The sequence below is a fragment of the Pseudomonas sp. Je.1.5.c genome, assembly GCF_051129895.1.
Lineage (GTDB): Bacteria > Pseudomonadota > Gammaproteobacteria > Pseudomonadales > Pseudomonadaceae > Aquipseudomonas > Aquipseudomonas urmiensis.
Genome location: NZ_JBCPSP010000025.1, coordinates 47,185 through 59,556, shown reverse-complemented (window position 1 = coordinate 59,556; position 12,372 = coordinate 47,185). Strand labels below are relative to the sequence as shown.

Below are 12,372 nucleotides of genomic sequence, written 5' to 3'. Positions count from 1 at the left end.
GAGGCTGGATACCCACGGATGGAAGGTTTATTGGCAACGATTTATGCCGCGTTCGCAAGGTACCTGGCTTGGGGCCTTGCCCTATGTTTAGCGCTGGCAAGCTCTCCACCCAGCGAAGCGGCGACAGCTCTTGCCAACGCCAAATCGACCTTCATCGAAAGCCTGTTGGCGCGCATGACTGTCGAAGAGAAGGCCGGTCAATTGCTCATGCGTTTCGCCGAAGCCGAACCACCCCCTCAAATCGTCCTCGATGCAGTGGCGGCAGGCAACGTGGGTAGCGTGTTCGCGCACCCCGCTGCAACGCCCGCGCAGCTGCGAACCCTCCAACAGCATGCGGTAAAGCACAGCCGCCTCGGTATCCCGCTGTTCTTCGCCGGTGACGTGGTGCATGGGCGCAGAACGATCTTCCCCATCGGTCTGGGCCTTGCCTCCAGCTGGGACCTTGACGCAATCAGCGTCAGTGCCCGGGTAGCCGCGCGCGAAGCCACTGGCGATGGTTTGGATATGACCTTCGCGCCAATGGTCGACATCAGTCGTGATCCGCGCTGGGGCAGGATCTCCGAGGGCTTTGGCGAAGACACTTACCTAGTCTCGCGCATCGCCGCCACGGTGGTCCGCGGTTTTCAGGGTGAGCTGGGAGCCAGAGACAGCCTCATGGCCTGCGTCAAACATTTCGCCGCTTATGGCGCAGTGGAGGGCGGGCGGGACTACAACTCGACCGACGTCAGCCCGCTACGCCTCTATCAGGACTACCTGCCTCCTTACCTGGCTGCCATTAATGCAGGGGCAGGCGCCATCATGACTGCTCTGACCAGTCTCAACGGCGTTCCAGCCACAGCTAATGGCTGGCTGCTGCGCAGCGTACTGCGTCAGCAATGGCAATTCTCCGGACTGGTCATCAGTGATCATAGTGCGATCGAGGAACTGATCGTCCATGGCGTTGCCCAGGACGGTGCACAGGCCGCGCAGCGGGCTCTCGTCGCCGGAACCGACGTCAGCATGAACGATCGCTACTATCTGCAAACGCTGCCAGGGCTGATCGAGCAGGGCCAGATTGAGGTTGAACTGCTGGATGATGCCGTGCGGCGGGTCCTGGCAGTCAAATACGATATGGGGCTGTTCGAATCGCCTTTTCGCAGGTTGAGCGGCAGCCACGGCGCTGCTTTCTCCAACGCAGGCCTTGCTCTTTATAGAGCCGAGGCCAGGCACGTCGCCCGACGGACCTTGGTGCTGCTGAAGAATGAACGCGCCACACTGCCTCTCAAGCGCCAAGGTACCATCGCGCTGATCGGCCCGCTGGCCGACAACTCACGGGATATCCTCGGCAGTTGGCCGGCCAACGGCCAGCCCAGCCAGGCAGTCAGTCTCTACCAGGGTCTGCGCACGGCATTGGGTGATCATGCACAGCTGCTGTATGCCTTGGGGGCGAACATTCATGACAACCCACCCGCCTTCGACCTGTTGGCCGACAACCAGGTAGTGCTCGACCCGCGACCGCCATCGGCCCTGCTGGCAGAAGCGCTGGCAATTGCCAGGCAGGCTGACGTGGTGATCGCCGCACTCGGCGAGCCGCGGGGGATGTCGCATGAAGGCGCCAGCAAAACCACCCTCGACCTGCCCCAGCAGCAGCGGGAACTGCTGCGCGCCTTGAAAATGACCGGCAAGCCGTTGGTGCTGGTATTGATGAACGGCCGCCCGCTGTCCATCGTCGAGGAAAGCCAGTGGGCCGATGCGGTGCTGGAAACCTGGTTCAGTGGCAGCGAGGGCGGCAACGCCATCGCCGATGTCCTGCTGGGCGACTACAACCCCTCCGGCAAGTTGCCGATCAGCTTTCCGCGCACGGTCGGTCAGTTGCCTGTGCATTACAATACCCTCAATACCGGTCGGCCGTTCATCAAGGAGCGACCGAGCAAATACAAGTCGCGCTACTTCGACCTGGACCCCACTCCGCTGTACCCGTTCGGCTATGGTTTGAGCTACACCACCTTCAGTTTGTCCAGCCTACGCCTCTCCACGCACCAGCTGCCCCCAGGTCAGTCACTGCAAGCGAGTATCACCGTCAAGAACCAGGGCTCGCGCAGCGGCGAGACAGTGGTGCAACTGTATCTACGCGACCGGGTAGCCTCAGTCAGCCGGCCGATCAAGGAGCTCAAGGGTTTCAGGAAGGTATTGCTCGCCCCAGGTGAATCGCGCCGGATCACCTTCACTGTCGACCAGACCGCGCTGGGCTTCTACAACCAGGACCTGCAATGGATCATCGAGCCTGGCAAGTTCGACGTGATGATCGGCCTGGACTCGCAGCACCTCGAGCATGCCCGTTTCGAGCTACTGGAAGCCTCACGCTAGCATTGCCCTGCACCTGCGCCGTCAGGTTTGCAGTTGCCCGACAGCTTCGGGCTTGATATTCGTAGCGCGCAACGCTGGCAGCTAAATGGAGGCTGAGGCAAACTGCGCGCACTGGACGCCCGCCCCGTCGCAAGTAGCGAGCGCTATTCAAGGATGACAGAAGGGATCGATGGGTAATCGCACGCACAACGCTCAATTGAAGGGCGTGATTGAACTAGCCACCCAGACTGGGCAAAGCGCCAGAAACAAACAAGATCTTCTGCATGCAGTGCAGGCGATCCGCGACTTCAAAGGCCCATTACGCTTCGACAATACCCTGCCCTGGTGCCTGACGCTGCTGCTTGCCGGCCTCACCCTGGTTGTCGTTGGCCTTTGCTACCAGTACCCCATGCAGGCAACCACGTGGGCCGCCAAGGTCACCCCGGACAAAGCCCACCTGCTATTGCTGGCCGTGGTAGCAGGGTTGCTGACCCTGACCCTGCTCAGCCTGCGCGCGATCTTCAAGCGGGCCAACCTGCTGTCAGGTCTGTCCACTGACCTGGCCAGACGCTCAAGCCTGTTCAGCGCCGGACTGAGCCCTATCGACAGCCCACCTGGGTTGATCCTTGAGCAACTGGGCGAGCACTTCGAAGATTATCAACGCGGCAACCACAGCCGCGATATCACCCGTGCGCTGCGCGGGCGCTATCAAGGCCCGCTGCACAGTTTCGAGTACGCCTACTACCAGCTGCATTACGTGGTCAGACGCCTGGAGCAGGAAGAGGTGTCGGACGGCAAAGGCGGCACCCGCCAGCAAACCCGCGTGGTCTACGACCATCATGATCGCTTCAGCCTGGTGCTGGACTTCCCCTGGATCGAGGGCATTGCCGTGCGCTCGGGCGGGCCGAGCGCCATCGACTTCGAGCACAAGCACCAAACCTCTTCGACCGACTTCAACCGCGCCTTTACCCTGACTGGTGCCAGCGCCATGGCTTGCGCGCGCTTCGCCAAGCCGGTGACGGTTGTGCATCTGCTTGGCCTGAAGCCGAGGTTCAGCCAATTGAACCTTGAGTTCTCGCTGAACCAGGGCGGCTTGTGCATCAGCTTCGACAACAGCGACCTGCTTGGCTTCCAGCTGCCGTGCGACCTGCATTCGCCCAGCGAATTCCACGCGTTGATCGACGCTGGAGTGCCACTGCCCGCGCTTACCCAACTGCTCGAAGCGATCCACACGCTTGCCGAGCAGCATGACGACAACTTCAACCTGCCTCGCCAGGCAACCCCTCATATGGAGAACTGACAATGGATATCCCGGTCATCATCGGGCTGGTCACCGCCGTCATCGTGTCGTTGACGGTGATCGGCCTGTACAACTCGATCATCGGTGGGCACAACCGCGCGCAACGCGCCTGGGCCGATGTGCTGACCTATGAACGGCAGAAAACCAAGGTGCTCGATGCCCTGCAGGAGCAAGTCACCCAGTATCAAGAGTACGAGCAGAGCCTGCTTGGCGAGATCACCCGTCTGCGCAGCGCCATTGCCGAGTTGCCGGCTGCGGCCGATGGCAACTCGCTGGCCAAGACCGAACAGGCGACCCAGGCGCTGTTGAGCGGGCTGCGGGTCGCCTTCGAAGCCTACCCGGACCTCAAGGCGTCCGAGGTGCTGAACAATCTGATGCGCGAAATTACCGAACAGCAGGAAAACGTCGGTGCAGCCATCGTCATCTTCAATGGCGAGGTCGAACGCTTCAACAACACCCTCCAGATGTTTCCAGGCTCGCTGGTCAATGGCGCGCTGAACAAGAAGTCCCCGATCACGCCGTTTACCGATGCCCAGGCCGCGCAGGGCTTCTCGTACCGGCCGAACCTGTAGGCAATGCAGCCGTCGCCGAGGGCGGCGTTGACTGAGACCTATACTGGGCTTCCTGCGATACTTCGACGACAAGGACGTGGTAATGCTCGCCTCACTCAAGCGCTATCCCCCTGCGGTCAACCTGCTCCTGCTGACCACGTTCGTCCTGACCTTGGCCCGCGCGATCACCCTGCCCTACCTGGTGGTCTACCTGGCGGACAACTTCCAGCTCGCAGTCAGCCAGATCGGCCTGCTGATCGGCGGCGCGTTGATGCTGGCGTCGCTGCTGAGTCTGTACGGCGGGCACCTGGTCGACACCCTGCGCAACCACACCTTGGTAATCAGCGCCACGCTGCTGTTCGCGCTGGCCTTCGGCGTGGCCATCGCCAGCCGCTCGGCGTTGCTGTTCTTTGTCTGCCTGGTGCTGATCAACCTGGCCCTGGCGGTGGTCGACATTGCCGCCAAAACGGGCTTCTGCGCGCTGCTGCCGGTCGAGGAGCGCGCCGAGGTGTTCGCCATCAAGTACACCTTGAGCAATATCGGCTACGCCATCGGCCCACTGCTAGGCGTGGCGCTGATCGAGCTGGACGATCAGCTGCCGTTTCTGGTCTCGGCAGCAATCGGCCTGGGCATGTGCCTTTGCTATGCGCGCTTGGGCGATCGGCAGTTGCGCGCGAGCAGTCCGGGACAAACAGGCGCCGGCTTTGGCCAGGTGGCCCTGCGCCTGGCGCGGGATCGACGACTGGTCTGCTTTACCCTGGGCGGGGTGCTCAGCGCAGTGGTATTCGGCCAGTTCACCGCGTACCTGTCGCAGTACCTGGTGGTCACCGCCAGCCCCGCCGAAGCGGCGCGGCTGGTGGGGTACCTGGTGACGACCAACGCCGTTACCGTGATTGCGCTTCAGTACCTGATCGGCCGGCGTATCAGCCGCCAACGCCTGATGCCCTGGCTGCTGGCCGGGATGGGGCTGTTCATCGCCGGGCTACTGGGCTTCTCCCTGGCTGATTCGGCGCTGGCCTGGTGCCTGGCGATGCTGGTGTTCACCCTGGGCGAGATCATCGTCATTCCGGCCGAATACATGTTCATCGACCTGATTGCGCCGGAGCATCTGCGCGGTGTCTATTACGGCGCGCAGAACCTGTCCAACCTCGGCGCGGCGCTGGGGCCGGTGATCGTAGGCTTTGCCTTGGGGCAGTGGGTACCGGTGGCGGCCTTCTACCTGCTGGTGTTGTCGGTGATACTGGCGGCAGTGTTTTATTACCTGGGCACACAAAAGCGCTAGATTTTCGGTCAGGGCCCTGCGACGTCCTGCCACTGCGACCATGGTCGGCGCTGACGAAGCCCGAACGGCGTGCCAGACTGGTTGATCGGGACCGCGTTGGTTTTTTTGCTCCGGAGTCTTCATGTCGTTATCCAGCGGGCTGATCGCCGTGGTCGCCCTGGCCTACATGGCCATCATGTTCGCCATCGCCTTTTATGGCGATCGCCGCAGCACGCCGTTGCCGCCGCGCCTGCGTGCCTGGGTATACAGCCTGTCGCTGGCCGTCTATTGCACCAGCTGGACCTTCTTTGGCGCCGTCGGCCAGGCCGCCGAACAGCTGTGGGCGTTCTTGCCGATCTATCTGGGGCCGGTACTGTTGCTGATCTTCGCGCCGCAAGTGGTGCAGAAGATGGTGCTGATCAGCAAACAGCAGAACATCACCTCGATCGCCGACTTCATCGCCGCGCGCTATGGCAAATCGCAGAGCCTGGCAGTGGTGGTGGCGCTGATCTGCCTGGTTGGGGTACTGCCTTACATCGCCTTGCAACTCAAAGGCATCGTGCTCGGGGTCAACCTGCTGATTGGCGCCAACGCCGACGCCACCGGTACCCGCGTACAGGACACCGCCTTGGTGGTGTCGCTGGTGCTGGCGCTGTTCTCGATCGTCTTCGGTACGCGCAGCCTGGACGTCACCGAGCACCACCGCGGCATGGTCCTGGCGATTGCCTTCGAGGCGCTGGTCAAGCTGCTGGCGTTCCTGGCCGTGGGCGTGTTCGTGGTATTCAACCTGTACGACGGTTTCGACGACCTGTTCACCCAGGCGCGCCAGTCGGCGCACCTGGAGAGCTACTGGCAGGAGACCATCAACTGGCCGTCGATGGTGGTCCAGACCGGCGTGGCGATGATGGCGATCATCTGCCTGCCGCGCCAATTCCATGTGACCGTGGTGGAAAACATCGAAGCCCAGGACATGCGCATGGCGCGCTGGGTGTTCCCGATGTACCTGGTGCTGGCGGCGCTGTTCGTGGTGCCCATTGCCCTGGCGGGGCAGATGCTGCTGCCGGGCACGGTGATCTCCGACTCCTTCGTCATCAGCCTGCCGCTGGCTGAAGCCCATCCGAGCCTGGCGCTGCTGGCGTTCATCGGCGGCGCTTCGGCCGCCACCGGCATGGTCATCGTCGAGGCGGTGGCGCTGTCGACCATGGTCTCCAACGACATGCTGCTGCCCTGGCTGCTGCGGCGCAAGAATGCCGAACGGCCGTTCGAGGCGTTCCGCCACTGGATGCTCTCGGTACGCCGGGTGACTATCGTGGTCATCCTGCTGCTGGCCTATGTCAGCTACCGCCTGCTCGGCTCCACCGCAAGCCTGGCAACCATCGGCCAGATCGCCTTTGCCGCCGTCACCCAGTTGACCCCAGCAATGCTCGGCGCGCTTTACTGGAAGCAGGCCAACCGCCGCGGGGTGTTCGCAGGATTGGCCGCCGGTATCTTCCTGTGGTTCTACACCCTGGTGCTGCCGATTACCGCGCATAGCCTGGGTTGGTCGCTGGAACTGTTCCCAGGTTTGGCCTGGCTGCATGGCAACCCTCTGAACCTGCCGATTACCCCATTGACCCAAGGCGTGGTGCTATCGCTGGCGGGTAACTTCACCCTGTTCGCCTGGGTTTCGATCCTGTCACGCACACGGGTGTCGGAGCACTGGCAGGCCGGCCGCTTCATCGGCCAGCAGACCAGCGCCCGGCCCAACAGCCGCTCGCTGCTGGCGGTGCAGATCGATGACCTGCTCAAGCTCGCGGCGCGCTTCGTCGGCGAGGAGCGGGCGCGGCAGAGCTTCATCCGCTTCGCCTACCGCCAGGGCAAGGGTTTCAACCCTAACCAGAATGCCGACGGCGACTGGATCGAACACACCGAACGCTTGCTCGCCGGGGTGCTCGGCACCTCCTCGACCCGGGCAGTGGTCAAGGCCGCCATCGAAGGCCGCGACATGCAGCTCGAAGACGTGGTGCGCATCGCCGACGAGGCCAGCGAGGTGCTGCAGTTCAACCGCGCCCTGCTGCAAGGGGCGATCGAGAACATCAACCAGGGCATCAGCGTAGTCGACCAGAACCTGCACCTGGTGGCCTGGAACCGCCGCTACCTGGAGCTGTTCAACTACCCGGACGGTTTGATCAGCGTGGGCCGGCCGATTGCCGACATCATCCGCTACAACGCCGAGCGCGGCCTGTGCGGCCCGGGCGAGGCCCAGGTGCACGTGGCGCGGCGCCTGCACTGGATGCGCCAGGGCCGGGCGCACACCTCCGAGCGACTGTTCCCCAATGGCCGGGTTATCGAGCTGATCGGCAACCCGATGCCGGGCGGTGGCTTCGTCATGAGCTTCACCGACATCACCCCGTTCCGCGAGGCTGAGCAGGCGCTCAAGGAGGCCAACGAGGGCCTGGAGCAGCGGGTCGCCGAGCGCACCCACGAGCTGTCTCAGTTGAACCAAGCGCTGACCGAGGCCAAGAGCCGCGCCGAGGCGGTCAGCCAATCCAAGACCCGCTTCCTGGCGGCGGTCAGCCATGACCTGATGCAACCGCTCAATGCCGCCCGGTTGTTCTCCGCGGCGTTGTCGCAGCAGGCCGAAGGCATGTCGGACGAGGCCCAGCAACTGGTCCAGCACATGGACAGCTCGCTGCGTTCGGCTGAAGAGCTGATCAGCGACCTGCTGGACATCTCGCGCCTGGAAAACGGCAAGGTCACCCCAGACATCAAGCCCTTCGCCCTCAGCGACCTGTTCGACACGCTGGGCGCCGAGTTCAAGGTGCTGGCGGCGGAAAAAGGCCTGGAGTTCCGCCTGCGCGGCAGTCGCCTGCGGGTCAACAGCGACATCAAGCTGCTGCGCCGGGTGCTGCAGAACTTCCTCACCAACGCCCTGCGCTATGGCAAGAGCCCGATCCTGTTCGGCGTACGCCGCCAGGGCGAGCGCCTGTGGCTAGAGGTGTGGGATCGCGGGCCGGGCATTACCGACGACAAGCTGCAGGTGATCTTCCAGGAGTTCAAGCGCCTGGACAGCCACCAGACCCGCGCCGAGAAGGGGCTGGGCCTGGGCCTGGCGATCGCCGATGGCCTGTGCCGCGTGCTGGGGCATACGCTTGAGGTGCGCTCATGGCCAGGCAAGGGCAGCGTGTTCCGCGTCAGCGTGCCTATCGCCAGCGCCGCAACAGCCGCGCCTAGTGCCCCTGCCGAGCAGCAGCCCGGGCAACCGCTGGCTGGCCTGCACGTGCTGTGCGTCGACAACGAGGCGAGCATCTTGATCGGCATGAACAGCCTGCTCAGCCGTTGGGGCTGCCAGGTCTGGACCGCTCGCAACCGCGAGGAATGTGAAGCGTTGCTGGCCCAAGGCATGCGCCCACACCTGGCATTGGTCGACTATCACCTGGACGATGGCGACACCGGTACCGAGCTGATGGCCTGGCTACGGACCCGCCTGGGTGAGCCGGTGCCAGGGGTAGTGATCAGCGCCGATGGGCGCAACGAGACCATCGCCATGGTCCATGCCGCCGGCCTCGACTACCTGGCCAAGCCAGTCAAGCCCGCAGCGTTACGCGCCTTGCTCAATCGGCATCTGAGCCTGGTTCAGTAAGCGCTTGGTCGCTCAAGGCGCGCTCGAGCAGCTCGGCCGGCAGACTCTTGCTGGCGCGAGCGCCGAGCAGCTTGAGCTGCTCGCTGCGGCTGATCAGGTTGCCGCGCCCTTCACAGAGTTTGTTGCGCGCCGCCGCATAGGCTTTGTCGACTTGTTGCAGGCGCGCGCCGAGCTCGTCCAAGTCCTGGATGAACAGCACGAACTTGTCGTATAGCCAGCCGGCGCGCTCGGCGATCTCGCGGGCGTTCTGGCCCTGGCGCTCTTGCTTCCAGAGGCTGTCGATGACCCGCAGGGTCGCCAGCAGGGTGGTGGGGCTGACGATGACGATCTGCCGATCGAAGGCTTCCTGGAACAAGTTGGGTTCGGCTTGCAGCGCGGCTGAGAAGGCCGCTTCGATGGGCACGAAAAGCAGCACGAAGTCCAGGCTGTGCAACCCCTCCAGGCGGCTGTAGTCCTTGCTGGACAGGCCTTTGACGTGGCTGCGCAGCGATTGCACATGCTGCTTGAGCGCCGCTTCGTCGTTGTTACTGACGAACTGCTGGTAGGCGGTGAGGCTGACCTTGGCGTCGACCACCACCTGCTTGTCGCCGGGCAGCATGATCAGCACATCGGGCTGATAACGCTCGCCATCGGCGCTTTTCAGGCTGACCTGGGTTTGATATTCGCGGCCCTTTTCCAGGCCGGCGTGCTCGAGCACTCGCTCCAGGATCAGCTCGCCCCAGTTGCCCTGGGTTTTCTGCCCCTTGAGGGCCTGGGTCAGGTTGGTCGCCTCATCGGACAGGCGCAGGTTGAGCTGCTGCAGACGCTCGAGCTCTTTGCTCAGGGAGAACCGCTCGCGGGCCTCTTGCTGGTAGCTCTCTTCCACGCGTTTTTCAAACGCCTGGATGCGTTCCTTGAGCGGATCGAGCAGTTGGCCCAGGTGCTGTTGGCTGGTCTGGGCGAAGCGCTGTTCGCGCTCATCGAAGATCTTGCTGGCCATCTCGGCGAACTGCGCACGCAGGGTGTCACGGGCTTGCTGCAAGTCTTCCAGACGCTGCTGGTGGCTTTCCTGCTGCTCGCGCAGTTCAGCCTCCAGACGCGCTGCCTGGGCCTCCAGCCGGCGTAATTCGGCTTCACGGCTGGTGCGTTCGAGCTGCCAGGCATGGGCGGCGTCGCGGGCGTTGTCGCGGTCGATCTGGAGCAGTTCCAGCTCACGGCCAAGGGCGGCGAGGTTGGCTTGCTTGACGCCGTTGGCTTCGCTGAGGTCGCTGATTTCGTCGCGGCTGGCGTCGAGTTGGGCCTGCAGGCCTTCGTGGGCGAGCATGGCCGCGCTGAGGCGCTCTTCGAGCAGCGCCAGCGCGTTCTGCCGGGCTGACTGGCGACGCTGGCTCTGCAGGATCCAGGTCAGGCAGGGAACTGCCGCCGCCACGATGCCCAGCAGAATGCTGGCCAGATCTACTGCCATAGCTACCCCAATTAGTTCGATTTCGGTGGATGGAGCTTAACAGTACGCAGGCTGTTCGGTCCTCGGCCCCGCGTTGCGGGCCATCGCAGACAAGCCAGCGCCTACAGTGACCGCGGAGCCTGTAGCAACTGGCTGTGCTTACGATGGCCCACAGTTGTCAGGTAGATGACATCTGCTTGAGCAACCGCCCAGCCTCCTGCGAGCCCTGCCCTGCCGCCTGCTCCAGCCAATAGCGCGCCTGCTCCGGCTCGCTGCGCTGGCACAAGCGGCCATATTCAAGTTGCGCCCGGCGATCCCCCGCCCGCGCCGCTTGGCGCAGCAGTTCATGGCCAATACGCCGATCCCGGGCATTACCGCAGTCGCGGCAAAGCATCTGCCCCAGGCGACTCTGTGCCACCACCACACCCTGGCGCGCCGGCTGCTTGAGCAAGCGCCCAGCCAGGTGCTTGACGCTGTGCTTGTCACCCAGGCGCGGGCTGTCGAGCAGCCACAGGGCTACTTTCAGGGAAAAGCGCTTGGGAACAGGCTCGGACGATGCGGGGGGTTGAGCGAGGTTTTTACCGCGAAAATTCATGACTGACAGCGAAGGCAATTCGTGAGGCGCGCCACTCTACTCCATTTTTTGCGCGATGGCCTGGGCGTTTGTTGATGAAATTTCAAAAAAATTTGGTGATCTTTTCTTGACGTTTTCCAACCGGCATTTATCACCGAGTCGATTGACGACGATTGTCGGACAGTTATGAATATTGCTGGCACGCCCGTCCTAGAGCAAGCGCTCGGGACAATCCACAGATCCTGTGGATAACTCGGTGGACAACCACTTCATGTTGCCTTCAAACCCCCATGAAATGGGGCCTACAGTCAAACTGTCGATTTTTTCACCAGCTAAAATTAGTGTTTTTTTTCATTGACTTAAGCTTTCAGTCAAGGCATTGGCGAGGCCATCGGCGGTTGTTGCAGTGCCGTTACAAGCTGCGCCTCAAATGTGTACAAGTGCACCGAAACCCCGCATTTGGATGCACGAAAATAGTCCATGCGACCAATTGCCCTGGTTGCTCCCCCACTTCACAAGAGGGCCAGGAACAGACATACTGGTCGGCTTCGCGGCTAAAAAGCAGCGATGCTTGCACTCCCTGTTTTTTTCCTGTAGGGTGCGCCTCGTTAGTACCCAGCTGAAAATCAATTCTGGCCAGTAAGGTCCCTGCAGCGTCCAGCTCCCCCCAAGAGCAGCACCTGCTGAAACAGGACCGGCCCTTTCGATGATTCACTCGGCAGCCAACGCTGCTCAAGCACGAATCACCTCGCAGATTGATCGGGATCTTCACCCAGAGGCCTTGAACCTTCGCCTCGGTGTGCCTGCCCGACTTTTGACGTACCTACCAGTCAGCCCAGCGCCTACCTATTGAATGCGCCACCTCTGGCTGCCCTGTTCCAGTCAGGTTCAGCGCCTCCTTAATAAAGGCGTCACTGGAACGTTTCTAAGATGCATGGATCGTATTCCATGACTAATGCAGGAACCTCCACATAATGACAAATCATCATCAGTTTCAGCGTGCCGTTGGCACTCTCTCTCAGGCCTTCGCCCCACTGAAGTGCCTTATCGTTGCCCCACGCAAGGGCAGCTTCAGCTTCACCCTGGTCGACGAACACGGTATCGCTTGCCACAGCGAGCGCCTGTATCCCGAGCAGTACAACCGCGCCGAACCGCTGCAAGCGGTCATCGATCGGACCCGCCAATCGCTGACCGCGTGATTGGCGAATGCCAGCCCATTCATGGGTTGAATCGGCGCACTTCCCTGCTGCCTGTTGGTTCTTGGCCTAATTGCTGTATGGCATATGGCGAACAACCTCAGGCAGCAATCGATTTAA

At 62.4% G+C, this 12,372-nt stretch carries 8 protein-coding genes; 6 read left to right on the top strand and 2 right to left on the bottom strand.

Annotation, left to right across the window (positions count from 1 at the left end; translation table 11 throughout):
• Nucleotides 1-18 precede the first annotated feature (18 nt).
• The 5 genes from bglX to AAZU54_RS17950 all read left to right on the top strand — a co-directional run bounded on the left by bglX (nucleotide 19) and on the right by AAZU54_RS17950 (nucleotide 9,059).
• A complete protein-coding gene (gene bglX, locus AAZU54_RS17970) occupies nucleotides 19-2,346 on the top strand; it encodes a beta-glucosidase BglX (protein ID WP_186554684.1) in 2,328 nt (775 codons plus the stop codon).
• Between the two features lie 169 nt (nucleotides 2,347-2,515).
• The gene (locus AAZU54_RS17965; RefSeq protein WP_186554683.1) at nucleotides 2,516-3,625 is read left to right on the top strand and encodes a hypothetical protein; all 1,110 of its coding nucleotides are present in this window, start codon (nucleotides 2,516-2,518) and stop codon (nucleotides 3,623-3,625) included.
• Between the two features lie 2 nt (nucleotides 3,626-3,627).
• Nucleotides 3,628-4,197: a LemA family protein gene (locus AAZU54_RS17960; RefSeq protein WP_434727464.1), complete on the top strand. Its 570-nt coding sequence runs from the start codon at nucleotides 3,628-3,630 to the stop codon at nucleotides 4,195-4,197.
• A gap of 82 nt (nucleotides 4,198-4,279) precedes the next feature.
• The gene (locus AAZU54_RS17955) at nucleotides 4,280-5,458 is read left to right on the top strand and encodes an MFS transporter (protein WP_312152411.1); all 1,179 of its coding nucleotides are present in this window, start codon (nucleotides 4,280-4,282) and stop codon (nucleotides 5,456-5,458) included.
• 121 nt (nucleotides 5,459-5,579) lie between these two features.
• Nucleotides 5,580-9,059, top strand: coding sequence for a hybrid sensor histidine kinase/response regulator (locus tag AAZU54_RS17950; protein ID WP_186554680.1), 3,480 nt, complete (start codon nucleotides 5,580-5,582; stop codon nucleotides 9,057-9,059).
• Here the strand turns inward: AAZU54_RS17950 and rmuC are convergent.
• Both rmuC and AAZU54_RS17940 read right to left on the bottom strand, forming a co-directional pair.
• The gene (rmuC, locus tag AAZU54_RS17945; protein ID WP_186554815.1) at nucleotides 9,031-10,389 is read right to left on the bottom strand and encodes a DNA recombination protein RmuC; all 1,359 of its coding nucleotides are present in this window, start codon (nucleotides 10,387-10,389) and stop codon (nucleotides 9,031-9,033) included. The genes AAZU54_RS17950 and rmuC overlap by 29 nt on opposite strands.
• A gap of 271 nt (nucleotides 10,390-10,660) precedes the next feature.
• Complete coding sequence (locus AAZU54_RS17940) at nucleotides 10,661-11,077, bottom strand: tetratricopeptide repeat protein (RefSeq protein ID WP_186554679.1); 417 nt, start codon at nucleotides 11,075-11,077, stop codon at nucleotides 10,661-10,663.
• A gap of 953 nt (nucleotides 11,078-12,030) precedes the next feature.
• Between AAZU54_RS17940 and AAZU54_RS17935 the strand changes: the two genes are divergently transcribed.
• Nucleotides 12,031-12,255, top strand: coding sequence for a hypothetical protein (locus tag AAZU54_RS17935; RefSeq protein ID WP_186554678.1), 225 nt, complete (start codon nucleotides 12,031-12,033; stop codon nucleotides 12,253-12,255).
• Nucleotides 12,256-12,372 lie beyond the last annotated feature (117 nt).

What these genes read in the sequence shown, in the direction of transcription:
- bglX (WP_186554684.1), top strand. Translation starts at nt 19, where the DNA reads ATGGAAGGTTTATTGGCAACGATTTATGCCGCGTTCGCAAGGTACCTG.
- AAZU54_RS17965 (WP_186554683.1), top strand. Translation starts at nt 2,516, where the DNA reads ATGGGTAATCGCACGCACAACGCTCAATTGAAGGGCGTGATTGAACTA.
- AAZU54_RS17960 (WP_434727464.1), top strand. Translation starts at nt 3,628, where the DNA reads ATGGATATCCCGGTCATCATCGGGCTGGTCACCGCCGTCATCGTGTCG.
- AAZU54_RS17955 (WP_312152411.1), top strand. Translation starts at nt 4,280, where the DNA reads ATGCTCGCCTCACTCAAGCGCTATCCCCCTGCGGTCAACCTGCTCCTG.
- AAZU54_RS17950 (WP_186554680.1), top strand. Translation starts at nt 5,580, where the DNA reads ATGTCGTTATCCAGCGGGCTGATCGCCGTGGTCGCCCTGGCCTACATG.
- AAZU54_RS17940 (WP_186554679.1), bottom strand. Translation starts at nt 11,077, where the DNA reads ATGAATTTTCGCGGTAAAAACCTCGCTCAACCCCCCGCATCGTCCGAG.
- AAZU54_RS17935 (WP_186554678.1), top strand. Translation starts at nt 12,031, where the DNA reads ATGACAAATCATCATCAGTTTCAGCGTGCCGTTGGCACTCTCTCTCAG.